This window comes from Armatimonadota bacterium, from assembly GCA_017303935.1.
In the GTDB taxonomy this organism is placed as follows: domain Bacteria; phylum Armatimonadota; class Fimbriimonadia; order Fimbriimonadales; family Fimbriimonadaceae; genus JAFLBD01.
On the sequence record JAFLBD010000002.1, the window covers coordinates 25,626 to 47,883 of the forward strand.

General features: G+C 52.7%; 29 protein-coding genes and 1 tRNA gene. 23 read left to right on the forward strand and 7 right to left on the reverse strand.

Annotated features, from left to right (window positions below; translation table 11 throughout):
- Position 1 precedes the first annotated feature (1 nt).
- Positions 2–1,948, reverse strand: a complete 1,947-nt coding sequence (sdhA, locus tag J0L72_04695; protein MBN8690077.1) for a succinate dehydrogenase (quinone) flavoprotein subunit — start codon at positions 1,946–1,948, stop codon at positions 2–4.
- Between the two features lie 80 nt (positions 1,949–2,028).
- On the opposite strand from sdhA, the gene J0L72_04700 reads away from it, so the two are divergent.
- Positions 2,029–2,655, forward strand: a complete 627-nt coding sequence (locus tag J0L72_04700) for a GNAT family N-acetyltransferase (protein ID MBN8690078.1) — start codon at positions 2,029–2,031, stop codon at positions 2,653–2,655.
- Here J0L72_04700 and J0L72_04705 read toward each other — a convergent pair.
- Complete coding sequence (locus J0L72_04705) at positions 2,652–3,416, reverse strand: Bax inhibitor-1/YccA family protein (protein ID MBN8690079.1); 765 nt, start codon at positions 3,414–3,416, stop codon at positions 2,652–2,654. The two genes, J0L72_04700 and J0L72_04705, sit on opposite strands and share 4 nt — an antisense overlap.
- Before the next feature lie 77 nt (positions 3,417–3,493).
- Here J0L72_04705 and J0L72_04710 point away from each other — a divergent pair, with 77 nt between their 5' ends.
- Positions 3,494–4,234 carry a methyltransferase domain-containing protein gene (locus J0L72_04710; protein MBN8690080.1) on the forward strand — a complete coding sequence of 247 codons (741 nt, stop codon included), beginning with the start codon at positions 3,494–3,496 and terminating at the stop codon, positions 4,232–4,234.
- Here J0L72_04710 and J0L72_04715 read toward each other — a convergent pair.
- Entirely contained in the window at positions 4,209–4,988 is a 780-nt protein-coding gene (locus tag J0L72_04715; protein MBN8690081.1) for an NTP transferase domain-containing protein, read from the reverse strand. The genes J0L72_04710 and J0L72_04715 overlap by 26 nt on opposite strands.
- A gap of 11 nt (positions 4,989–4,999) precedes the next feature.
- Entirely contained in the window at positions 5,000–5,464 is a 465-nt protein-coding gene (locus tag J0L72_04720; GenBank protein ID MBN8690082.1) for a 6,7-dimethyl-8-ribityllumazine synthase, read from the reverse strand.
- A gap of 34 nt (positions 5,465–5,498) precedes the next feature.
- Between J0L72_04720 and J0L72_04725 the strand changes: the two genes are divergently transcribed.
- From J0L72_04725 to rpsI, 20 genes are all read left to right on the forward strand, one after another.
- On the forward strand, positions 5,499–7,097 hold the full coding sequence (locus J0L72_04725) for a transporter (protein MBN8690083.1): 1,599 nt from the start codon (positions 5,499–5,501) through the stop codon (positions 7,095–7,097).
- Between the two features lie 165 nt (positions 7,098–7,262).
- Positions 7,263–7,556: a 30S ribosomal protein S14 gene (gene rpsN, locus J0L72_04730; protein MBN8690084.1), complete on the forward strand. Its 294-nt coding sequence runs from the start codon at positions 7,263–7,265 to the stop codon at positions 7,554–7,556.
- A gap of 22 nt (positions 7,557–7,578) precedes the next feature.
- On the forward strand, positions 7,579–7,974 hold the full coding sequence (rpsH, locus tag J0L72_04735) for a 30S ribosomal protein S8 (protein MBN8690085.1): 396 nt from the start codon (positions 7,579–7,581) through the stop codon (positions 7,972–7,974).
- A 3-nt stretch (positions 7,975–7,977) separates the two neighbouring features.
- Positions 7,978–8,541: a 50S ribosomal protein L6 gene (gene rplF, locus J0L72_04740; protein MBN8690086.1), complete on the forward strand. Its 564-nt coding sequence runs from the start codon at positions 7,978–7,980 to the stop codon at positions 8,539–8,541.
- A gap of 16 nt (positions 8,542–8,557) precedes the next feature.
- Positions 8,558–8,911: a 50S ribosomal protein L18 gene (gene rplR / locus J0L72_04745; protein MBN8690087.1), complete on the forward strand. Its 354-nt coding sequence runs from the start codon at positions 8,558–8,560 to the stop codon at positions 8,909–8,911.
- Positions 8,912–8,916: 5 nt separating this feature from the next.
- On the forward strand, positions 8,917–9,492 hold the full coding sequence (gene rpsE / locus J0L72_04750) for a 30S ribosomal protein S5 (protein MBN8690088.1): 576 nt from the start codon (positions 8,917–8,919) through the stop codon (positions 9,490–9,492).
- Positions 9,479–9,661: a 50S ribosomal protein L30 gene (gene rpmD / locus J0L72_04755; protein MBN8690089.1), complete on the forward strand. Its 183-nt coding sequence runs from the start codon at positions 9,479–9,481 to the stop codon at positions 9,659–9,661. Before rpsE ends, rpmD begins: the two co-directional genes overlap by 14 nt.
- Entirely contained in the window at positions 9,661–10,101 is a 441-nt protein-coding gene (gene rplO / locus J0L72_04760) for a 50S ribosomal protein L15 (protein ID MBN8690090.1), read from the forward strand. Before rpmD ends, rplO begins: the two co-directional genes overlap by 1 nt.
- Entirely contained in the window at positions 10,098–11,465 is a 1,368-nt protein-coding gene (gene secY / locus J0L72_04765; GenBank protein ID MBN8690091.1) for a preprotein translocase subunit SecY, read from the forward strand. Before rplO ends, secY begins: the two co-directional genes overlap by 4 nt.
- Before the next feature lie 35 nt (positions 11,466–11,500).
- Positions 11,501–12,151 carry an adenylate kinase gene (locus tag J0L72_04770; protein ID MBN8690092.1) on the forward strand — a complete coding sequence of 217 codons (651 nt, stop codon included), beginning with the start codon at positions 11,501–11,503 and terminating at the stop codon, positions 12,149–12,151.
- Positions 12,148–12,894: a type I methionyl aminopeptidase gene (gene map / locus J0L72_04775; protein MBN8690093.1), complete on the forward strand. Its 747-nt coding sequence runs from the start codon at positions 12,148–12,150 to the stop codon at positions 12,892–12,894. The genes J0L72_04770 and map overlap by 4 nt, the downstream gene beginning before the upstream one ends.
- A 55-nt stretch (positions 12,895–12,949) precedes the next feature.
- Positions 12,950–13,210, forward strand: a complete 261-nt coding sequence (infA, locus tag J0L72_04780; GenBank protein ID MBN8690094.1) for a translation initiation factor IF-1 — start codon at positions 12,950–12,952, stop codon at positions 13,208–13,210.
- Positions 13,211–13,453: 243 nt separating this feature from the next.
- A complete protein-coding gene (gene rpmJ, locus J0L72_04785) occupies positions 13,454–13,567 on the forward strand; it encodes a 50S ribosomal protein L36 (GenBank protein ID MBN8690095.1) in 114 nt (37 codons plus the stop codon).
- Positions 13,568–13,583: 16 nt separating this feature from the next.
- Entirely contained in the window at positions 13,584–13,961 is a 378-nt protein-coding gene (gene rpsM, locus J0L72_04790; GenBank protein MBN8690096.1) for a 30S ribosomal protein S13, read from the forward strand.
- A 10-nt stretch (positions 13,962–13,971) separates the two neighbouring features.
- A complete protein-coding gene (rpsK, locus tag J0L72_04795) occupies positions 13,972–14,364 on the forward strand; it encodes a 30S ribosomal protein S11 (protein MBN8690097.1) in 393 nt (130 codons plus the stop codon).
- Between the two features lie 18 nt (positions 14,365–14,382).
- Positions 14,383–15,372, forward strand: coding sequence for a DNA-directed RNA polymerase subunit alpha (locus tag J0L72_04800; protein MBN8690098.1), 990 nt, complete (start codon positions 14,383–14,385; stop codon positions 15,370–15,372).
- 11 nt (positions 15,373–15,383) lie between these two features.
- Positions 15,384–15,833 carry a 50S ribosomal protein L17 gene (gene rplQ / locus J0L72_04805; GenBank protein ID MBN8690099.1) on the forward strand — a complete coding sequence of 150 codons (450 nt, stop codon included), beginning with the start codon at positions 15,384–15,386 and terminating at the stop codon, positions 15,831–15,833.
- A gap of 7 nt (positions 15,834–15,840) precedes the next feature.
- The gene (gene truA / locus J0L72_04810) at positions 15,841–16,656 is read left to right on the forward strand and encodes a tRNA pseudouridine(38-40) synthase TruA (protein MBN8690100.1); all 816 of its coding nucleotides are present in this window, start codon (positions 15,841–15,843) and stop codon (positions 16,654–16,656) included.
- Positions 16,653–17,090, forward strand: a complete 438-nt coding sequence (rplM, locus tag J0L72_04815) for a 50S ribosomal protein L13 (protein ID MBN8690101.1) — start codon at positions 16,653–16,655, stop codon at positions 17,088–17,090. Before truA ends, rplM begins: the two co-directional genes overlap by 4 nt.
- The gene (gene rpsI / locus J0L72_04820; GenBank protein MBN8690102.1) at positions 17,090–17,479 is read left to right on the forward strand and encodes a 30S ribosomal protein S9; all 390 of its coding nucleotides are present in this window, start codon (positions 17,090–17,092) and stop codon (positions 17,477–17,479) included. Before rplM ends, rpsI begins: the two co-directional genes overlap by 1 nt.
- An 85-nt stretch (positions 17,480–17,564) precedes the next feature.
- Here rpsI and J0L72_04825 read toward each other — a convergent pair.
- The 3 genes from J0L72_04825 to J0L72_04835 form a co-directional block, all read right to left on the reverse strand.
- Positions 17,565–17,650: transfer RNA gene (locus J0L72_04825), tRNA-Leu, on the reverse strand.
- A gap of 11 nt (positions 17,651–17,661) precedes the next feature.
- Positions 17,662–18,627 (reverse strand): polysaccharide deacetylase family protein, encoded by a 966-nt coding sequence (locus tag J0L72_04830; GenBank protein MBN8690103.1) that lies wholly within the window; start codon positions 18,625–18,627, stop codon positions 17,662–17,664.
- A 22-nt stretch (positions 18,628–18,649) separates the two neighbouring features.
- The gene (locus J0L72_04835; GenBank protein ID MBN8690104.1) at positions 18,650–21,154 is read right to left on the reverse strand and encodes an NTP transferase domain-containing protein; all 2,505 of its coding nucleotides are present in this window, start codon (positions 21,152–21,154) and stop codon (positions 18,650–18,652) included.
- A 269-nt stretch (positions 21,155–21,423) separates the two neighbouring features.
- Between J0L72_04835 and J0L72_04840 the strand changes: the two genes are divergently transcribed.
- Positions 21,424–22,068: a PEP-CTERM sorting domain-containing protein gene (locus J0L72_04840; protein ID MBN8690105.1), complete on the forward strand. Its 645-nt coding sequence runs from the start codon at positions 21,424–21,426 to the stop codon at positions 22,066–22,068.
- Positions 22,069–22,258 lie beyond the last annotated feature (190 nt).

Genomic DNA, 22,258 nt, shown 5'->3' on the forward strand with positions numbered 1-22,258 from the left:
ACTAGACTCCAGCTTTGTCCGCTGGCTGCCCCATTTTTGAGGAGGGCTTGCCTGTTGCTAAGTAATCCTCGCCCATGACTTGATGCACAACCTTGATCTGGTTGATCTTGTACTTTCGTGGCCGCGGATCGATGTAGCTGCATTCGACCTTTTCGCTAAAGTCGAGATTGACTTTGCCGGTGTCGTAAGTTGCTTTGGTAGTCACCAGCCACTTGTTGTCATCGCGCTCTGGCGTATCCATCTTGAAGTGCGCCCCGCGGGATTCCTGTCGGTGAATCGCACCTTCGACGATCGCTTGCGACTGGATGATCATGTGCTTGAGACTCCTTGCAAACGGGATCGCTTGGTTGGACCAACCGGCATCGTCGATCAGGTTGCAGCGAGTCGCGCGATCTGCGATTTCAACCAACTTCTCACGCGCAGATTCCAAGTCCTTTTGAGTTCGCCAGATGCCGCAGTTGTTCCACACGACATCGTTGAGGTCGGCGGCAACCGCATATGCATTCTCTGAGCCATTCGACCGGGCAAAACCATCGTACTCGGCTTGCTTCTCGGCACGGTGCGCCTCAATAACGCTGGAATCTAGATCAGCGTGCGAAACATCCATGCTCTTGAGATAGGCGGAGACGCCGTGAGCTGTGAGTTCACCACCTGTCAAGCAACTCAACAATGCGTTTGCGCCCAATCGGTTTGCGCCGTGGTACTGGTATTCACATTCGCCAGCGGCATAAAGGCCCGGGATATTGGTCATCTGGTTTCGGTGGCTGTTGATATCCAGCGCCCCTTCGTGACCCTTTTCATAGTCGACCCAAAGACCGCCCATCGTGTAGTGCTGCGCCGGGTAGATCTTCATCGGGTTGTTGATCGGGTCCACACGCATGAACTTCTCATAGATTTCCAGCACGCCTTCGAGCTTGTCGTTGATGATCTCGCGCGACCATGGCCCGCCTCGGCTCGTGTGAAGTTGCGTGATGTCCAAATAGACCTGTTCTCGGCCCTGAATTCCCTTTCCGATTCGGCAGATGCAGTAAATGATGAAGCTGACGAGGTCCCGGCTGAGAAGGTTGCCGTAGACCGGATCGAGTTCTTCGCAGAAATACCACCGATCTGGCTCGGGAATGTCGACAGGATTTCTGGCATCCATCGGGTCGCGAGGTACCCATAGCCGGCCGCCTTCACCACGAACCGATTCAGACATCAATCGGCACTTGTCTTCGCCTGGAATGGCCGTCGGGTGAATCTGCACCATTTCCGGATTTCCGTAAACTGCGCCTTGCTGATAGCAAATCGAAACTGGCGAGCCAGTGTTGATCACCGAGTTGGTGGTCTTGCCGAAAATCACACCGTTGCCACCGCTTGCAATCACCACGGCATCAGCTGCGAACGCTTCGACAGCCATGGTTTTCAGATTCTGCGCAGTGATTCCACGGCACTTGCCTTGACCATCCTTGATCACGCCCAGGAATTCGTAGCCCTCGCGCTTTTCGACCAAATTCATGGCCTCGTATCGGCGCACCTGCTCATCCAAGGCGTACAGCAACTGCTGACCCGTCGTCGCGCCTGCGTGCGCCGTGCGGTGCTTCAAGGTGCCGCCGAATCGCCGGAACGAGAGCAGACCCTCAGCCGTACGATTGAATGGAACCCCCATTCGGTCGAGCAAAAAGATGATTGCGGGGGCGCGCTCAGCCATGTACATTACAGGAGGCTGGTGATTCAAAAAGTCGCCGCCGGTGATCGTGTCCTCGAAATGGAGGTAGGGCGAATCGCCTTCTCCGCGAAGGTTCACGGCGCCATTGATACCGCCTTGCGCACAAACGCTATGACTACGTTTTACGGGCACAATAGAAAAAAGCTGGACTTTTACGCCAGCTTCGGCAAGCTTGAGAGTCGTCATCAGGCCTGCAAGCCCTCCGCCAACAACGATGACCTTTCGCGGTGCTCCACTCATGGTTAATCACATTCTACTGAATGTCGCTATCATTAGTCTTAACAGAACTTGGTTTTCATCGACCTTTACCCACTAACCATATGGTCAAACTTCACGAACTCACCAGCAGAAATGATCCTCACGAGGCAGTCGCCTGGAAGATATTGGAATCCAATTTCCCTCGCGAGGAGTTAGAGGAGCGCGATGTAGTGCTGGGTGAGATCGGCACTGCACACGGACATCGAATCTGGTTGGTCCACTCGCTGGAAGGAAAGATTGCTGGGGTCGTTCGAGGCAAGCTGCTTCCCAAATTAGGCTGCGGTTGGATTGTCCATATGGCGCTGACACCCGATTACCGAGGCATGAATCTCGGCACATCGATGGTTCAGGCCGCCATCGATAGCCTAAGGCGACTCGCCGAGAACCAAAATTCTGTTTATGCTGGCACGCTCTTTGAAGTAGAAATCATCGACGACACCATCCCTTTGGCGGTGGTTCCGATCCGTAAAAAGCGCCTTGAGTTCTTTGAGAAGCTCGGTACGACGATCCTCACCGATCATTACTGGCAACCGCCAACACGGCCAGATACCGATTGGATCCGAATGAACCTGATCTTAAAAGCAGAACCGCGCCTCACGCTTTCGCGTGAGACGCTGATTCGGGGATTCTATCAAGAGGCTTTTGCCGTCGCTGAGAATCACCCAAAAGTGATTCAAGCGCTCGCTTAGCGCTTGCTAAGCTTGCTCAGCAGGCGAAGGATTTCGAGGTACAGCCATACGATGGTGACCAGGATTCCGAATCCGGCGTACCATTCGAATTGCTTCGGCATTCCACGTTCGACGCCGCGTTCGATGAAGTCAAAATCCAGCAAAAAGTTGAACGCAGCCAGTCCGATCACGAACACCGAGAAGCCGATGCCGATCGGGCCAGATCCGTGCATCGCCCAAGTCTGCGGTACTCCCGGCATCAACAGCGAAGCAACAAGGCTAATGAGATAGAAAATCGCTACCGCGCACGTCAAACCGATCACGACACCGCGCAGCGTTTCGGTGACCTTGATCACGCGAGTCGTGTACAGCAGCAACATGATGCCCAGAGTGACCATTGTTCCTGCGGACGCGATTGGCACCGCGTTGGCGTACTGTGACTTTGCCATCGCCACGGTGTACATGAACGAGACAGCACCAACGAAATATCCTTCGAGAACAGCATATGCAGGTGCCAAAGAAGGGGCGAGATTTGGCTTGAATGCGATTGCAATCGCCAGTCCAAATGCCACTAAAGCAGCGGCAATCGCGGCCAACATGTTCGGAAAAATGAAGCCGACAACAGCACAAGGAATCAGAAGGGCCAGCAAAATTCCGGTCTTTTGAATCGCGCCTCGAACCGTCATCGGCTCGGAGCTCACAGCCTCCATTCGATCAAAGGCTCGTTCGTTTGTCGTCGGATTGCTACTGCGAATCCAGGGGTTTTGTCGTTGATCGCTCATATCGCTACCTCTAACAATACAACGATTTGACACCCGAATGCGATCCAATTTTAGGTAGTTTCTATGCCATGAACCCCATCGAACCCCGCTCTTGGCGCGAATTCTTCGAGAGCCACGCCCCGCATTACGATCAAAATCCGTTCACAAAGAACACTTTGGTCGAGTGCCAATTCCTCATCGAAAAGATGAAACTGAAGCCAAAAATGCGACTCCTTGATGTCGGATGTGGAACGGGCAGGCACGCGATCGAACTCGCGAAGGCCGGTGTAGAAGTAACTGGGATCGACATTAGTCCGGCGATGCTTTCGGTCGCTCGGGAAAAGGCTGCCGAAGCTGGCGTCAACGTCGAGTGGATTGAAGCCGATGCAACCGCCTGGCAAAGTCCAGGCAGTTTTGACGCCGCGATTTGTCTTTGTGAAGGCGGATTCGGCCTCGTCAACCACAACGAGGATCCAGTCACTCACGATCTCAATATTCTAAGGAACATATCTGCGAGCTTGAAGCCAGGATCGCCGTTCATCCTAACCGCCTTAAACGGATATTCGATCATCCGCCGAGTGACCGATGAGCATGTCGAACAACAGAGCTTTGATCCAGCGACGATGGACATGATCTACATCGACGAAATGAATCTCCCAGAAGGCCCGACCCCCATGCTCATCCGAGAACGACTTTTCATTCCACCTGAAGTCAAGTCCATGATGTTTCACGCCGGATTCGAAGTTTCGAATGTCTGGGGCGGAACGGCAGGAAATTGGGGCGAGAGGCCGTTGTTGATGGATGAAATTGAAGCTATGTACTTTGCGACGAAGCGCTAACCATTTGGTTAAATATCACCTTGATTTCTTCATACTCCTGGATGTTGTCGAAGTCGAGCACGGTACTCGGGTGGCAGTCCGAAATGAGAATACACTGATGCCGCATCAACCGTTCTAAGCGGGATTCGGCCTCGGCAAGGGTTACACGTCTGAAGACAAATCGTATCAAGACATCGAGTCCAACCCTGGCCACCATCTTGATTTGCGACTTGCGGCTCTTTCTGAATTCCGCAACAAGGTTTTCGCAAGAAAAGATGGCTTCTAGCGTCCCAGCGAACAATCCGCCGGAAAGAAAGGCCCCGTCACGGAGGCGTATCGGAGTCGCCGTTGCGGTTGGGTACATCTTTCGGAAATCGGTAAGCCTGGCCAGGCCAGCGGCGTAGAATTCGCCAAGAATCGTTCGAGAATCAAGCCGATCTACGAAATCTCGAATCGCCGCCCCAGTCATCAGCGGCTGATCGGCCGGAAGGATTAATAACCTTGAGACTCCAAACTCAGCTAAGGCACGTGCGCCTGCGACAGCGTTTTTGGCAGCAGTGCCGTGGTCGGGCATGTTTCCAGAAATCTGCAAGTCACATTCACAGCCCACAACTACAATCTGGGTGATTCCGGCGTCTCTGACCGATTCGATGGTCCGCTCCAAACTTGAACGTCCGCCAAATTTCGCAAGGGCCTTTTGCGGTGTGCCGAGCGCTGAGGCCAACGGGTCCTTGACTAACCCGCCTGCCAAGATCACAACACCCCACTGGGTCATATCGCCTCTGCTCAATCTTCTGGGCGGATCATTTCGAGCAACGTTGCCATCTCAATGGTGGACGCTGCTGCTTCTCGACCCTTGTTACCCAGCTTTAGACCTGAACGATCAAGCGCTTGATCTTGATCTTCGGGGGTCAAGATGCCGTATCCAATCGGAATTCCGGTTTGGGTTTGCAAGTTCATCAGTGACTTGCTTACATCCGAAGCAAGCAACTGTGCATGGGTGGTTTGACCTTGCAAAATGCATCCGAGAGCGATTACGCCGCTGATATCGCCGCGCTCGATCAATGCCTGACAAGCGATCGGAATTTCCCAGCTTCCAGGAACTTGGACCACGATCGACTCTTCAGCGCCGGAAGCTTCGAGGGTCTCGAGTGCACCCTCCAGGAGTTGCTTGGTCACAAGCTCATTCCAGCGCCCCACAACAATTCCAAATCGCTTGCCCGAAGCGTCAACCTTCCCAACCAGTTTCATGACTCTAGTATGATTGAATTTGAACAGGCGATTTATGCAATTTGTGATCCAGCTGTTTTCGGCGAACCCTCTGCTTACGCTGTTCTTTGTCGCTGGGGTTGGATTCGTTCTAGGCAAAATCAAACTACTATCGGTCCAATTGGGCGTAGCCGCAGTGCTATTCACCGGACTTGCTGTTGGCGCACTAGATCCTTCCATCAAGCTCCCGGATGTCTTGCAGAACCTAGGCCTTGTGCTGTTTGTGTACACACTCGGCCTGAGTTCTGGACCTGGTTTCTTTCGGTCGTTCAAGCGCAGAGGAATCCAGACGACAGTTCTAACGCTTGGCTCTCTGCTGCTGACCGCCTTCATTTGGGTGGCAATGGCACGAACGCTGAACCTCTCTCCTGGCACCGCCGCTGGAGGATTCACCGGCAGTTTGACCAACACTGCCGCTCTCGCCGCGGTCATGGAAATTTCGGGCGGTAGTTCTGAGCCAGCGGTGGGATATGCCATCACTTATCCGGCTGGCGTGGTCGGATTGATCTTGGTACTGATCGGATTAGCGGCCTGGTCTCGCAAGAAAGGCAATCTCGCACCACCTCCTAAAGAGGATTTGATTAACCGGACTTTGGTTGTCAAGCAACCTGGCGCGATTGGCAAAACTATTTCGGAAGTCGTCGATGAGCACAACCTCACGATCATTTTTGGACGAATTTTGCGTGGTGGCAACCTTCATCTAGCCAATAGCCATGAGAAGCTCGAATTGGGCGACTTGATCACCACCGTGGGCACCCCCGAGGAGACGTTTCGAACCGCAGAAATCCTCGGGGAAGTCAGCAAAGAACGGCTTGAATTTGATCGACGTGAGTTCGACTATCGCCGAATATTCGTCAGCAATCCGGACGTGTTCGGGAAGTCGCTAGCAGAACTTGACCTCCCAACTCGTTTCAACGCAACTGTGACTCGCCTCAGCCGCGGAGATATCGAGATTCTCCCTGACGGTCACACCGTGCTCGAACCTGGCGACCGTGTGCGCGTTTTGACCCGTCGCGAGAACTTGTCACTCATCAGCAAGGAACTCGGAGATTCGTACAAAGCGCTCAGTGAAGTCGATGTAATGAGCTTCGCACTCGGGATCGCGATCGGTCTGTTAATCGGATTAATCGAGGTCCCACTGCCAGGGGGCATCTCGTTCAAATTGGGTGTCGCAGGCGGTCCGCTCGTCGCGTCGCTCGTGCTTGGAGCGCTACACCGCACCGGGCCGATTCATTGGGGCTTGAGCTTCAACGCCAATCTGACGCTGCGGCAGATTGGGCTCATTTTGTTCTTGGCAGGAGTCGGAATCCGTTCCGGCTACGCCTTTCGAGATTCTATGGCGGCCGGCACTGGCCTCCCAGTGTTTTTGGTGGGATGCGCCGCGACAGTCATATCTGCGGCAATCTACCTTTTGATCGCGAACAAACTTTTTGGACTCAGTGGCGCAACGCTCATGGGGATGGCCTCGGCGATTCACACGCAGCCTGCCGCGCTGAGCTTCTCCGCCGAACAAACCAACAGCGACGCTCCTAATGTGGGCTATGCGACGGTTTTTCCGATTGCCAGCGTCAGCAAGATCATCCTTGCTCAGCTCATCTACCAATTCTTGAAGTAGATCTCACGTGACGAAAAACCTGTCAATTTCGATTCATAATGCCTTGAATTTTTTGCCGAGTGCGGGTACCATCCAAGGTTCTGGCGCAGTGCGTCTGAATTCAAAACCAGGCCACGAGTTGTGTGCGGCAAGTTCGCAGACTGGCTCGGGAACGGCGAAAAATCTATGGCAAAAGAATGTCTCATCCAAAAGCAAAAGAAGCTTTCCGCTAAGTGGGAAAAGCTTCATGCGGAAGAAATGCAGATTCTAGCGTTGCCTGCTGATAAGCGTGAAGAAGCGCTGAAGGCATTTAACGAGCGACGAATCAAGAATCGCATGTATCGAACGCGCAACTACAATCGATGCTCAATCACCGGCCGACCAAAGGGGTACTCACGTTATTTCGGCGTGTGCCGCCAGGTCTTGCGAGAAATGGCACACCAGGGCATGTTGCCCGGCGTGACAAAGTCGAGCTGGTAAGCAGGTCTAACAGGAAAGAACTATGCATAGTGATCCCATTGCAGACCTATTGACGCGCATCCGAAACGGCGCGCAGGCACGAAAGCAGTTCGTCGAGATCCCAATGAGCAAGATCAAGGTTGAAATCGTAAAGATCCTTGAGCAAGAAGGCTTCATTTCGGGACACGAAATTACGACGGAATCCAAGTTTCCGAGCCTAAAAATTCATTTGAAATATGACGCAAAGCGAAAGCCGGTGATCCAAGTCATCAAGCGCGTTTCGAAGCCTGGTCTTCGAGTTTATCGCGCAAACGATGATCTTCGACCGATCCGAAGCGGCCTCGCAACGCGGATTTTGACGACCAACCAGGGCGTGATGACCGACCGAGAAGCGCGAAAGCGACACATCGGCGGCGAAGTCCTTTGTGAGGTGTATTAATCCATGTCTCGAATTGGACGACAACCGATTGAAATTCCAGCTGGTGTGGAACTGCAGATTGATGCTGACAATCGCGTGACCGTGAAGGGTCCTAAGGGCACCTTGATGGAGAACATTGCACGCGAATTGGAGATCAAGCAGGAAGGCGCCACGCTGACGATCGAGCGACCGAACAACAGCTACCGAATCCGCGGTCAGCATGGTCTCGCTCGAACCTTGATCAATAATATGGTCGAGGGTGTGACCAAGGGTCACCAAAAGCAACTTGACATCATCGGCGTGGGTTACCGTGTTGCTGCAGACGGCAAGGGTCTTCTGTTCAACATCGGTTATTCGCACCCAGTGAAAGTGGCTGCCATTGACGGCATCGACTTCACACTGTCAGCCGATGAAAAAACTCGTGTCCAGCGCGTCACGGTTCAAGGCATCAACAAGGCTCTGGTGGGCCAGATCGCAGCGGACATCCGCAAGATCCGAAAACCAGATCCGTACAAGGGTAAGGGTATCCGCTACGTGGGCGAAGTCATTCGACTTAAGGCCGGTAAGCGCGCATCCGCTAAGAAGTAAGGAGGACTGATTAAAGATGGCAAACAAATCTCGTTCTGACCTTCGCGTCGTCCGCCATGCGCGGGTGCGTAAGAAGTTGTCGGGAACCGCGGAACGACCGCGACTCGCAGTATTTCGAAGCTTGAAGCACATTAGTGCGCAAGTCATCGACGATCTTTCAGGCAAGACGCTGGCTAGCGCCAGCAGCTTAGAAAAGGATCTCAAGGCCGCTGGCAACATTGATGGTGCCAAGAAAGTCGGTGTTGAGCTCGCTAAGCGCGCCAAGAAAGCAGGCATCGAATCCGTGATCTTTGATCGCGGCGGATTCAAGTATCACGGCCGTGTGGCGAGCCTCGCCGATGGCGCACGTGAAGGAGGTCTTAAGTTCTAATGAGAATGGCTCAAAGACAAACTGGACGACGGGATAACCGCAATCCAGCACAAGAAGGACCTCAATACGACGTCCGCGTGATTCGAACCAACAAGGTTTTCAAGACCCACAAGGGTGGTAAGACCGCTTCTTGGTCCGTCTTGGTCGTTGTTGGAGACAACAAGGGCAAAGTCGGCGTTGGCTTGGGCAAGGCCCGAGGCGTTCCAGACGCTATCCGAAAGGCTGAAGAAACTGCACGAAAGTGCATGATCCGAGTGCCAATGATCGGCGAAACCATTCCACACGAAGTCATTGCCAAGTGCGGCACCGCGCAAGTTATGTTGCGCCCTGCTTCTCCTGGTACTGGCGTCAAGGCTGGTAGCGCTGTTCGAGCTTGCCTCGAAGCGTGCGGAATCCACAACGTGCTTGCAAAGGCGCTTGGTAGCCGAAACCCGGTGAACATGGCCTACGCCACCTTTGAAGCTTTTAAGGCTCTTCAGATTCCAGAAGATCGCGCAGCAACTCGCGGCGCCGATACCAATGAACTGATTCCTTGGCTGGCTAAGGCTCGAAAGGAGGAAGAAGACAATGCTTCGCATTAAGCTCGTCAAGAGCCTGATCGGTCAAAAGCCGACCAACAAGGCTACGCTATTTTCGATGGGACTTCGCCGAGTTGGCGCGTCCGTCGATCTGCCAAACAACGACTGCACCAAGGGCATGATCCACAAGGTCAAGCACATGGTCACCGTCGAAGAGGTGAAATCTAAGTAATGAGTTTGCACAAACTGACCCCAAATGATGGGTCGACGAAGCGACGACGACGCGTTTGCCGAGGTATCGGCAGCGGCCTCGGAAAAACCGGCGGCCGAGGTACCAAAGGCCAAAAGGCTCGTCGACAAATTCCTGCCTGGTTTGAAGGCGGACAAACCCCAATTCATCGCCGACTTCCGGTCAAGAAGGGTTTCCGAAACATCAACCACAAGGAATACGCAATCATCAACCTGGATGACCTCGAAAAGCACTTTAGTGCCGGAGACTCGGTCACCCCAGAAAAGCTGATCAAGCTCGGCGTTATTCCTGGCATCAAGGACGGATTGAAGGTTTTGGCCTTTGGTTCGCTCTCCAAGAAGCTCACTGTCTCGGCACACAAGCTAAGCGCGGTTGCATCTGACAAGATCAAAGCTGCTGGCGGCGAGGTCGTCGTCCTGTGAGCCTCGGCGCAGGGTTCGGGCAAGTTGGACCGGGCGGCGGCGATAAGTCGCTGAAGTTCACGCTGGCGGATACGTTCCGACTCGCGTGGGCGGACCCAGATCTCAAAGCGCGCATTCTCTATATCTTAGGAATGTTCGCCGTCTACGCCCTGTGCGTTCACGTGCCGGTACCCATCCCTGGTGTATCGACCGCAGAGATTGAAGAGTTGGTGAAAAGCAACCAACTCTTCAATCTCCTCAACGTTTTTGGTGGTCGCGCGCTACAACGCATTTCGATCCTGGCACTAGGACTTAACCCCTACATCACTGCCAGCATTATCATGCAGATCATGACCGCGGCTACTCCTGCTTGGAAGAAAGAACTCCAAGAAGGTGGAGAGTACGCTCGAAAAGCTCAAAACAAGCGAACGAGACTGCTTTCTATCGGCCTGTGCATCGCTCAAGGATGGGGCCTGCTCTCCGTCCTGAAGGCAGCTCCGACGATCGCTACTGCGATGACACCGATGGTGCAATTCACGACTATCTTGTTCTGGACCACCGGCTCCATGTTCCTGATGTGGATCGGCGAAAGGCTTAGCGAAAAGGGCATCGGAAACGGTATGTCCTTGTTGATCTTTGCCGGCATCGTCATTGCATTCCCGGGCACGATCCAGCTCGTTTACGAAGCTTCGTTCGTCAACAAGACAAGTAACCCGATCAACCTTTTCTTGGTGCTCGGACTGTTCGTTTTGGCAACCTACTTCGTGACTTACTTCACGATCGCTCAGCGACGTATTCCGATTCAGCACGTTCGACGGCAGTTCGGCACGAAAGCAATGGGAGGCGGCTCGAGCTACCTACCATTTAGCGTGGTGATGGTCGGTGTTATCCCAATCATCTTCGCGTTCTCGCTGCTCACCTTGCCGCAGATGTTTGCGAATATGTTCCCGAAGGATAGTAGCGCACACAATGCACTGCTCAAGGTGTCGGAGTTCATTTATCCGAACTTCCAGAAGCCAGAGGGGTACATCGGCATTGTGTTCTTCATGCTGCTGATCTTCTTCTTCACCTACTTCTACACGGCGATTCAGTTCAACGTGGAAGACATTGCGAACAACCTAAAGAGAGCCGGATCGTTCATCCCTGGTGTACGACCTGGAAAGCAAACGAAGGACTTTTTGGACGCTGTAATTTCGAGGATCACCATTCTCGGCGCATTCTTCCTGTCCGTGGTTTCACTCAGCCAGTTCTTGGTTCCGGTGTTCATTAACGTGGCTAGCGTCGGCTGGCTGTTCGGGACGTCATTGCTCATTATGGTGAGCGTGGCTCTTGAGACCATGCGCCAGATTGAAGCGAATCTCTTGATGAAGCAATACGGTCAATAACAGGATTCGGCACGACATTTGCAGAAATAGTTACTGTGCGAATCGTACTCATCGGACCTCCAGGAGTTGGAAAAGGAACTCAAAGCGAACTGCTCACCGCAAGGCGGGGAGCAGTTCCGCTTTCTTCGGGGGCCATCTTCCGCTCCGAGATTGAAGCGCAAACCGACCTCGGAAATCTCGCCAAGCGCTACATCGACCAAGGTCGCCTCGTTCCAAACGGAGTGACCATCGAAATGATGGCTAAGCGGATGCGCTCACCAGAAGTCATCAAGAAGGGATACATCCTGGACGGATTTCCTCGCACGGTTGATCAGGCCAAGGCGCTCGATCTGATGCTCGAAGAACTTGACCAGCCACTGGATGGAGTGGTGAGTATCGAAGTTGATGACGAAGAAGTAGTCACCAGACTCAGCGGCCGGATGGGATGCACCAAATGTGGCGCGATCTACCACCAGCTTTCGAAACCTCCAAAACGAGACTGGATCTGCGATAACTGCAACAGCCCACTTTTCGTCCGAAACGACGACAAGCCAGAAACCATTCGAGAAAGGCTGAACATCTTCCATGAAAACACTAAGCCCGTGATTGACTACTATGTTGAGCACGGATTAGTGCGCCACATTGACGGCTCTCAAGAACCTGACAAGGTGTATCAAGATATTGAAAAGGCACTTGGGCTCGAATGATCATTCTTAAGACCCGCGCCGAAATCGCGAAAATGCGAGAAGCGGGCCGGATATTGGCGCGTGCGCAACGAATCGCGGGCGAAATGTTGCGTCCCGGCATCACCACAGAAGAACTTGATGCCGAAATCCATCGAGTTATCACCGAAGCTGGCGCAAGTCCGAGCTTCTTGGGCTATAACGGATTCCCAAAGTCGGCATGTATTTCGGTCAACGAAGAGGTTGTGCATGGGATCCCCGGCAAGCGCAAAGTGAAAGAAGGCGACATCGTCGGCATCGATATCGGTGTATATCTCGATGAGTACCACGCCGATGCCGCTCGGACTTTTGCCGTCGGTGAAGTCACGCCAGAAGTCGCGAAGCTCTTGAAGGTAACCGAGGACGCCTTGATGCTCGCGATCAACATGATCAAACCCGGAAAGAGGCTCGGCGATATTTGCGCTGCTATCCAAAAGCATGCCGAAAGTCACGGCTTTTCTGTTGTCCGCGAGTTGTCTGGACATGGGATCGGACAAAGCCTACATGAAGAACCGAGCGTTCCGAATTTTGGCCGCATGGGAACGGGGCCAAAGCTCAAAGAAGGCATGACGCTAGCCATCGAGCCGATGGTCAATATCGGAACTCCAAAAGTAAAGATTTTGAGCGATGATTGGACAGTGGTGACCGCGGACGGTAAATGTTCAGCTCAGTTCGAACACACCATCGCAATCGGCAAGAATTCAGCTGAAATCTTAACTTTGGAATAGCTGGGTTTCGCAGAACTGGCGCAATGGGCTACAATAGCCGCGAGGTAACGAATACTTGCGTAAAGGTTTTCAACCAAGAAAGAAAAAAGAAAATTCAGATAAGGAAGAAGGCATTGAGCTTGATGGCGTGGTCATTGAGAATTTGCCAAATGTGAAGTTTCGGGTTCAGTTGGATGAGGGTGATATGGTCATTCTCGCTCACATTAGCGGCAATATGCGCCGCCACTGGATTCGTATTTTGCCCGGTGATCGTGTAAAAGTTGAAGTATCACCGTACGACCTTACAAAGGGTCGCATCACCTACCGCTACAAGTAAGGTGCATTTTCGTTCTGTCCCGTAACACGCTTGTATTGCGGGGCAGAACTTTTCCACAAAATAGTGCAACAAATCCCGGCAGAAGATCGTCTGGGGCAGTTGCATTTCTCCCGCGCTGGCGGGTATCTTTTCAAATCGCGCTCGGCTTCGCGTGCCTTAATCTGCACGCCTTCGTCGAAGGGACTTTTTTAGAAATGACGAAAGTTCTGGACGGGAAGATGCCGAGACTGACGAGGATTTCAAATGAAAGTCAGGGCTAGTGTAAAGAAGATTTGCGAAAAGTGCAAGATCATCAAGCGTTCCGGTGTGGTGCGCGTGATCTGCGAGAACCCAAAGCACAAGCAGCGACAAGGTTAAGGAGAAACAAAGCAGAGTGGCTCGTATAGCTGGTGTAGATTTACCGCGCGACAAGGCAATTGCCTATGCCTTGCCGTTGATTTATGGTCTTGGAATGAAGACCGCCGCGGAAGTGATTGAAAAGGCGGGACTAGATCCAACTACCCGTGTTCGTGATTTGAACGAGCACGAGATTGGAAAGCTCCGCGAAATCATTGACGCAGATTATCAAGTCGAGGGCGACCTTCGACGAGAGGTCTACGCCAACATTCGCCGACTGATCGAAATCGGTTCCTACCGAGGGCTTCGACACCGACGTGGACTGCCAACTCGGGGCCAACGCACCCGAAGCAATGCCCGAACTCGAAAGGGTAAGGCCAAGACCGTTGCCGGCAAGAAGAAGGTCAAAAAGTAAGGTTTAAGCTATGGCTAGAAAGCAAAACGTACGCGGAAAGGTTAAGGAAAAACGCCAAGTTGCCCAAGGCATGGCCTATATCCAAAGCACTTTCAACAACACCATCGTTTCGATCACTGACCCGCAAGGCAATGTCCTTTGCTGGGCAAGTGCTGGCAATGTTGGATTCAAGGGAAGCCGAAAAGGCACTCCATTCGCCGCTCAAATGGCTGCAGAAACCTGCGCTAAGAAGGCTGCCGAGCACGGCATGCGAAAGGTGGATGTCCGTGTTTGTGGCCCTGGTGGCGGACGCGAAACAGCGATTCGATCACTCCAGGCTAACGGACTCGAAGTCCAAACCATTCAGGATGTCACTCCATTGCCACACAATGGTTGCCGACCTCCAAAGAAGCGACGCGTCTAATTCTCCCTGCATAAACTCATGCCTCACATTACGACACAAGAACTGACAAACGACTACGGAAAGTTCGTTTTTGAACCGCTGGAACGCGGATACGGACACACTGTAGGTAACTCGTTGCGCCGAGTGCTGCTTAGCAGCATTCAAGGTGCAGCCGTGGCTGCAGTCAAGGTCGGCAAGGTCTTCCACGAATTCGCTCCAATTCCAGGAGTGAAAGAAGACACCACCGAGCTCTTGCTGAACCTGAAGGATTTGGCGATTGCCGTCGAATTCGAAGGCGCTGCTCCGGATGAGTTGGTTCTTTCCATCAATGTGAAAGGCCCAGGCCGCGTGACCGGTGCAGATATTGTCTGCCCAGAAGGCGTGACCATCGTTAACCCAGAGGTTTACATTGCGACCGTGAGTGACGCTAAAGTCACCCTCGATATCGAACTGTTTGTGAACTGGGGCAGCGGATACACCCTCCCAGAAAAGCAAGAGCGATACCGAGGCATCATTGGCATCTTGCCGACCGGGTCGCAGTTCACTCCTGTAAAGAAGGTCAATTATACTGTCGAGCCGACTCGTGTAGGAAGCCGAACTGACTTTGAGCGACTCGTCTTGGATGTTTGGACAAACGGTGCTGTACCGCCAAACGATGCTGTCACTCAAGCTGCACAAATTCTTGTTCGATCGTTGCAGATGTTCTTTGAACTTGGCAAGGGCAACTTTGATCTGGACTTCGCTGACGAAGAAAGCGAATTGCCAGAACTCTCAAACGTTCCTGAAATAAAGATCGAAGAGATGGATTTCTCGCAGCGAACCTTCAACTGCTTGCGACGCGCTGGATTGCTGACATTGCGACATCTGGCCGCCACAACCGAGAGCGACCTTACCAGCATTCGTGGCTTCGGTAAGAAATCGCTGAACGAAGTGCGCGACAAACTCGCTGAGCACGGCCTGGCGATCAAGCCACCAAAGGCAGGCTACCGAGTAGTTGATTTTGACGACGACGAAGAAGATTTCGATTAAGGACCAAACCGATGAATCATAAGATTGACCGACGTAAACTTGGACTGCCTAGCGATCAACGCCGCGCGCTGTTGACAAACTTGACGCGCCAGTTCATCCGACATGGCTATGTCCGAACAACCTTGGGCCGAGCAAAGGAACTTCGACGTATCGTCGAAAAGCTCATCACCTTGGCGAAGGATGATTCATTGCAGTCACGACGAGAAGCTCGAAAGATCCTCGTCGGACACAGCAGCAGCTCCAAGAAGCCAGAAAAATTGCTGGCCGGCAAAACCGAGCTCGAAAAGATGCTCATCTTGCAAGAGCGCAGCCTGATCAACGGCGAAGACCTCGTCGCTCACCTGTTCGACGTCGTGGCTCCTCGCTTCCGCGATCGAAAGGGTGGCTACACCAGGCTCACCAAGACCGGTTTGCGACGCGGCGATGCTGCAGTGACTGCCGTTCTCGAACTCGTAGACTAAGTTTGCTCTGAAAAGACTTCAACTCATCGTCGCCTATGATGGCACTGACTTCTGTGGATGGGCCCCGCAGAAAGATCAACGAACGGTCCAAAGTACATTGACAGATATCGTGCGCCAGGTCTCGGGCGAAGATTGCGAGATCATCGGAGCAAGCCGCACCGATTCAGGAGCTCATGCTGATTACCAGGTGTGTCATTTCGACACGAACTGGAAAGCAGATCCTGTTCAGATTCCCAGAATCTTGAACAACATGCTCCCGCAAGATATCGGGATTCAAAAAGCAAAGTTCGTCCCGGACTCGTTCCATTCGAGATTTAGTGCGGTTGATCGAACATATCGCTATCGAATTCGGCAATCTCCTCGAAATCCAAATATCTCGCGGTTTACCCACGACTACTGGAAAAAGCTAGACCTAAAAGCTATGCAGGAAGCATCGAAGTGCTTGGTTGGAGTTCATGACTTCAGAGCATTTAGCGAGGAAGTCGAACCAGAAGCAAACGCAATTCGAGAGATTTTTGAGATCAATGTCCGAGGCGCCGGGAGAGAAATCTGGATCGACATTCGAGGAAACGCATTCATGCGAGGAATGATGCGCAGAATCAGTGGAGGACTCTTCGAAGTCGGCCGAGGTCGACGTCCAGGAAGCGACATCGCAGGATTGCTCGATTTGGAAAGGCGGGAAACCATCCATTGGCCGGTTGTCCTACCCGCGAAAGGACTTTGCCTCAAAAACATCCGCTATGGACGGCATCCTAGAGATTTCCGATCACGATATCAACAAACAGATTTGACGGGAGAAATCCCTCACTTGGAGAACAAATGAACAGAACGTATAGTGCGTCAAAAGAGAATATTGAGCGCAATTGGCACGTGGTTGACGCCACAGGTGTGCCAGTAGGCCGATTGGCCGCGCAAGTTGCTCAAGTGCTTCGCGGTAAGCACAAGGCAACGTTTACTTACAACCAAGATTGTGGCGACTTTGTAGTCATCATCAATGCAGATCGAGCGGTGCTCACCGGTACCAAGGGTGACGAACTCATCTATTGGCACTCGGGATGGCCAGGCGGACTTAAGAATGTTTCGCGCTCGAAGATGCTCGCTGACAACCCAGAAAAGCTCGTCTCGAAGGCTGTTTGGGGCATGTTGCCAAAGACCAAGCTTGGCCACCAGATTTTTACAAAGCTGAAGGTGTACTCCGGGCCAAATCACCCCCACACCGCACAAGATCCTAAGCCATTGGAGATCGGTAAGAACTAATGAAAAACGCTAATTACGGCACTGGCCGACGAAAATGCGCAATCGCTCGAGTTTGGGTCACCAAGGGCGAAGGCAAGATCACCATCAATGGTCGAGAAGCCAGCGAATATTTGGGACGACCTGTTCTGGACATCTTGATTAAGAGCCCAGCTGTCGCTCTCGGAATGGAAAGTCAAATTGACGTCGTTGCGAGCACCAAGGGTGGCGGAATTACCGGTCAAGCCGGCGCCATTCGACTTGGAATTTCACGAGCACTCATCGAAATGGATGAGAATTTGCGAAAGCCGTTGAAGGACGAAGGATTCCTGACTCGAGATTCGCGAGTCAAGGAACGAAAGAAGTACGGTCGAAAGAAGGCACGACGCGGCTTCCAGTTCGTCAAACGATAAGAACCACTATCGTTGTTCATCTCCAAAATGGGGCGAATTCCAAATACGGAATTCGCCCCATTTTTGTGAAAAAAGAAAGAAGGATTGGTGCGCGGGAGAGGACTCGAACCTCCATGCCTTGTGAGCACTACCACCTCAAGGTAGCGTGTATACCAATTTCACCACCCGCGCGTGGAACTCAGTTATACCTTAGGCTTTGCAGGCTCGGCAACCCGAGGCGCAACATACATCTTGACTTCGCCCTTCTTATAAATCTGAAGCCAGTGTCGCAGCCCCCAAGGTAACGAGATTCCTTGAATTCGGCCCAATCCCCAGCGATTGATGTTCTCAGATGAAGGTGATGGCATCGGGACGGCACCCACACGAACCGCACCATCGAGCTTATAGCGCTTTCCATTCCATTTGAATTCTTTCAGCAAGGACTTGTTCTTTGGATAGATTCCGTATGGCATAGCCATTGTTTTGGGTTCAATTCCCCACGATCTCACCCAGTCGATTGAACCACCGATCTCCTTTTTGACTTGCTCATCGGTAAGAGTATCGAGCCGGTGATGACTCAGGGTGTGAACGCCGATTTCGCTACCTTGAGATTTCAAGAAGGCCAACTTTTCTCTTGCCGTATCCATCTTGACAAAGGGAACCGGAGGAAGCACGAAGAAAGTAGCCCTCACAGGGAAGTCCGGTCGAGTTTCTGCAAATTTCTTCCAGATGCCCACCGCGCAATTTGGATCGACTTCCCCGTTCGGAAGAATCCGATATTGGCTTTCGTGGCCATCGTCAAAAGTAAAGACCACCGGCGTGGCACCTGGCGGGACTTCAAATTTATTCTGCAGGTACTGAGATAAGGTAATCGGCCGAAAGCCCACCGCGTACAACAACTCCAAATCTCTGCGAAAACTCGCTGGCGTTCGACCCCACCGCGTCTCTTTCTCCTCAAACTTATGATATTCGAGGATGAAGACCTTCCCGTTTGTATTCGGTTCTCGATTGGTGACCGGCTTGTTACTTTGCTTCTTTGGTGCGGTCACGTTCTGCTTTGGCGGGGGCACCGCGGCAACACCGGAAACCACCCTATTCGCAGGTGCAGATTGGCAACCGATCAGAGGCGCAGACGCAACAAGGCAGAGCAAGAGGAAGGGGGGCTTCACTGCCAAATATTATGAATCAGATTCAGTCATTTTCCAACTGTAATCGGTTGACTTCGTCGGCAAATTCTTGAACCATTTGGCGGCTTACCGCATCGTCGTCCGATTCCGCATGAATATGGAAGGTTGGTTCAACCGAATCGGGGATCACCAACACCCATTTATCACCGTCAAAAATCTTGATTCCGTCCAGAAGTTCAACCTGATCATCACTCTGGTATCGCTCGGCGAGTTTGCGCATCACCGTTCCCTTGATTTCCCACGGGCAGCGCACTGTTTCGCTGGCGATATGGAATTCAGGCAGCGATTCGAGCACCTGGCTGAGCGTCATCTCCTGGAGTTGGAGCATCTTCACCAGCATCGAAAGACCAAACATGGCATCAAATCCGCTGTGGAATTTCGGGAAAACAAAGCCCCCGTTCTGGTCGCCAGCGAGCAGAACTTCTTCTGCGTCCGCGGTCGCCAACAATGATCGAGTGTCAGCTTTCGAGCGCACGATGTTGCCGCCCATGGCTGTCAATGTCCGCTCTAACGCGCTTGGTGCCGTGACCGACAGGGCAATTTTTGCGCCTGGAGAACATTTCTGAACGAGCCAACTCATGGCGGCGAGCAGAACTGTACCGTTGATGATTCGGCCACGTTCATCCACCAGCGCCAGCCTTTCGCCTTCGTTGATGAACAGCACGCCCATCTCGTATCCGAGGGTGCTCACGATCTGAGTGAGCTGACTGAGGTGCCGCGTGATGTCCTCCTCGTTTCGAGGAGCGAGCCTTGCGTCGTTGAAGCTGTTGGTATTGATCGCGTCGATGCCACTGCGCGACATCATCTGAGGAAAGATCGAGCTCATCGAGCTGTAGCCAAAGTCGCAGACCATTTTCGTGCGCTTGGCCTTTGGCAATTCTCCAAGAAATCGGAAGTAATCCGCTTGATATTCCTCGATCGCTCGGCTGGCGAACTCGATGTACCCAAGATCGTCCGGATCGACTCGGTGGAAGTCCTCGCGGAAGAAAGCGGATTCGACTTTGCGCTCCTGATTCCGCCCCATGTACATCCCTTTCTCATCGAAAAATTCGATGAGAGTCACCCGACTATTTCCGGGGAGCTTTCGTACGTTCACCGCGCCCGCTGCTCCGCTAGCCCGTACAAAGTGCCGCATGATTGGGACCGCCGTACTGCGCATGTCGACGACTTCGCAGCCGACGCTGAGCAGCGACGACATGATTGCGCGCTTGATCATTCGACTCGAGCGGCTGCTATCTCGTCCAGTGACCACAGTGGAGCCTTTGCGCAATGTTGTCCCGTAGGCTGAGCCTAATCGAGTCGCGAAGTCCGGAGTGATTTCGATATTCGAAAGTCCTGCAACGCCAAGTTCTCGGAAAAGGGCTCCTCGCCACTTGTTGCCCCAAACCAGAGACATCGTGACCGTCGAGCCGCGCTCGATTACCTTATCTGGCCAGAGTTTGATTCTCGGCCGGATCGTACACCCAACGTCAATCAAGCAACGATCGCCAACAACCGCGTCTTCCCGCACAACGGTATCCCGCTTGATCGTCACCCGCGAACCGAGAATTGCGGAGTGGATTCCGACCCCAGGGCCAATGTAGGCGTTATCCCAAATGACGCTCCGTTCGATGACGGAACCTTCTTCGACCAGCGCATGATCACCGATGACCGTATAAGGTCCGATTCGGGCGCCACGCTTGATTTTGCAATTCCTTCCGATACAGACCGGCGGGATGATCTGGGCGTCGTCCTCGATCGTTGTGCCCTGCCCCAGCCAGATTCCAGGTTGCTCCTGTTCGCCAGGTACATCGAGCGAAGTCCGGCCGCTCAGTAGATGCTCTTGAGCTTCGCGGTACTGCCCCAACGTGCCGACATCGCACCAATACTCTTCCATGATGTAGCCATAAATCGGCTTGCCGTCACGCAGCAGCTGGGGGAAGATGTCTTGCGACCAGTCGTATTGCTTTCCCTGCTCCATAAGATCAAAGATCTCTGGCTCAAGGATGTACATTCCCGTGTTGACCGTATCGCTGAAGACCTCAGACCAGCTCGGCTTTTCGAGAAACCGAATGACTCTGCCGTCTGGGTCTGTGATGACCACGCCGAACTCGAGCGGAGATGGCACTCTATATAGAATAAGTGTTGCCAGCGAACCTTTGGCTTTATGAAATTCGATCGCCTTTGTCAGGTCGCAATCGGTCATAGCATCGCCGCTGACGATGATAAAGGTTCCGTCGTTGAGCTGATCTTCGGCCTTTTTGACGCTACCCGCGGTTCCAAGTGGGGTGTCTTCGATGCTGTATGACATCTCACAACCGAAATCGGAGCCATCATCAAAATAGCTCGTGATTTCGTCGGCGAGGTAGTGCAAGGTTGAGACGACTTCTGTAATTCCGTGTCGCTTGAGGAGCTCAAGAATGTGCTCCATGATCGGGCGGTTGCCCACGGGGACGAGGGGCTTCGGTCGATTTGCCGTAATGGGTCGGAGTCTCGACCCTTCACCACCTGCCATCACCACTGCTTTCATTTTTTAGCCCTTGCCTCGAAACTTCTACACTACTAACATTATGTTCTCAGGAACGAGATTGCGCTTGAACACTGCCCGCAATCTTACTAGGTTGTGCAAGTATTCTGTCCGGTCGTGCCCAAATGGCATGAAAAAAGATTAGGAATTTGCAGGAACCCATGCTATACTCGTAACGGTCCAAGGTGTAGGTTGTGGTGTATGCCCAGCTTACATGAGAGTATTTGGACCGGGCATCCAAAGTCCTAGATGAATAGTTAGAGGTTAGACTTATGAAGAAATTTGCTTTATTGATTGGCGCCTTGGTAGCAGCTGCATCTTCGCAGGCAGTTACTTGGACCATTTTGCAATTCCCAACTGGATCGTATGGTGCAGGTTCCACCGTCACTTCCAGCACTTTGAGTGGTGTGGTCAACATGACTTCGACCAACACTCCTTACGTTGGCAGCAACGCGATCACGATCATGATGCCAAATGCCAACCTTCTCGGTGCTGGCGGTCCTCACTCGATCGTTTTCGAATACGTTGCAAACAACTTCGGCGGAAATGCTGTTGCTGTTGACTGGTCGATCTCCGGCTCGGTCTTCGGTACTGGCATTGTTCAGTTCGTTGAGCAGGTATACGAACAAACCAACACCGGTGAGTTCTTGGTCGGTTCGCTTACTAAGCAGTGGACCACGAGTAACACTCCTGGAAACACCTTCGCAGAAGCTGGCTTGATCAACCTTTCCCGACCTGTCGGACAAATCCGAGTCAAGAAGGAAATCATTCTTGCTGCTGGTACAGGCGGAACCTCGTTTGATGCCGCTGCTGTGAGCATCATGAACCAGAGCGTTCACGTTGTTCCAGAGCCAGGCACCATGACCGCTCTCGGCCTTGGCGTTGCCGCACTGCTGCGACGTCGCCGAAAGAGCTAACTTTAGCTCCAGAACAACTACTCATCTGGACAAACAGGGATGGCAAGTGCAAACTTGCCATCCCTTCTTACTTTTCCACCCGGCTTAAATACCAGGTTGTCTCCGAAATCCTGGTTATTTACAGGTTTTCTTCAACAACTCCTTTGAATTTGGACCGACCTATGCTAGAATGATCGTGTTGACATCCGAC

Bases quoted from the DNA above. Each gene is read 5' to 3' on its own strand.
- sdhA (MBN8690077.1), bottom strand. From the start codon at position 1,948: ATGAGTGGAGCACCGCGAAAGGTCATCGTTGTTGGCGGAGGGCTTGCA.
- J0L72_04700 (MBN8690078.1), top strand. From the start codon at position 2,029: ATGGTCAAACTTCACGAACTCACCAGCAGAAATGATCCTCACGAGGCA.
- J0L72_04705 (MBN8690079.1), bottom strand. From the start codon at position 3,416: ATGAGCGATCAACGACAAAACCCCTGGATTCGCAGTAGCAATCCGACG.
- J0L72_04715 (MBN8690081.1), bottom strand. From the start codon at position 4,988: ATGACCCAGTGGGGTGTTGTGATCTTGGCAGGCGGGTTAGTCAAGGAC.
- J0L72_04720 (MBN8690082.1), bottom strand. From the start codon at position 5,464: ATGAAACTGGTTGGGAAGGTTGACGCTTCGGGCAAGCGATTTGGAATT.
- J0L72_04725 (MBN8690083.1), top strand. From the start codon at position 5,499: ATGCAATTTGTGATCCAGCTGTTTTCGGCGAACCCTCTGCTTACGCTG.
- rpsN (MBN8690084.1), top strand. From the start codon at position 7,263: ATGGCAAAAGAATGTCTCATCCAAAAGCAAAAGAAGCTTTCCGCTAAG.
- rpsH (MBN8690085.1), top strand. From the start codon at position 7,579: ATGCATAGTGATCCCATTGCAGACCTATTGACGCGCATCCGAAACGGC.
- rplF (MBN8690086.1), top strand. From the start codon at position 7,978: ATGTCTCGAATTGGACGACAACCGATTGAAATTCCAGCTGGTGTGGAA.
- rplR (MBN8690087.1), top strand. From the start codon at position 8,558: ATGGCAAACAAATCTCGTTCTGACCTTCGCGTCGTCCGCCATGCGCGG.
- rpsE (MBN8690088.1), top strand. From the start codon at position 8,917: ATGGCTCAAAGACAAACTGGACGACGGGATAACCGCAATCCAGCACAA.
- rpmD (MBN8690089.1), top strand. From the start codon at position 9,479: ATGCTTCGCATTAAGCTCGTCAAGAGCCTGATCGGTCAAAAGCCGACC.
- rplO (MBN8690090.1), top strand. From the start codon at position 9,661: ATGAGTTTGCACAAACTGACCCCAAATGATGGGTCGACGAAGCGACGA.
- map (MBN8690093.1), top strand. From the start codon at position 12,148: ATGATCATTCTTAAGACCCGCGCCGAAATCGCGAAAATGCGAGAAGCG.
- rpmJ (MBN8690095.1), top strand. From the start codon at position 13,454: ATGAAAGTCAGGGCTAGTGTAAAGAAGATTTGCGAAAAGTGCAAGATC.
- rpsK (MBN8690097.1), top strand. From the start codon at position 13,972: ATGGCTAGAAAGCAAAACGTACGCGGAAAGGTTAAGGAAAAACGCCAA.
- J0L72_04800 (MBN8690098.1), top strand. From the start codon at position 14,383: ATGCCTCACATTACGACACAAGAACTGACAAACGACTACGGAAAGTTC.
- rplQ (MBN8690099.1), top strand. From the start codon at position 15,384: ATGAATCATAAGATTGACCGACGTAAACTTGGACTGCCTAGCGATCAA.
- rplM (MBN8690101.1), top strand. From the start codon at position 16,653: ATGAACAGAACGTATAGTGCGTCAAAAGAGAATATTGAGCGCAATTGG.
- rpsI (MBN8690102.1), top strand. From the start codon at position 17,090: ATGAAAAACGCTAATTACGGCACTGGCCGACGAAAATGCGCAATCGCT.
- J0L72_04835 (MBN8690104.1), bottom strand. From the start codon at position 21,154: ATGAAAGCAGTGGTGATGGCAGGTGGTGAAGGGTCGAGACTCCGACCC.
- J0L72_04840 (MBN8690105.1), top strand. From the start codon at position 21,424: ATGAAGAAATTTGCTTTATTGATTGGCGCCTTGGTAGCAGCTGCATCT.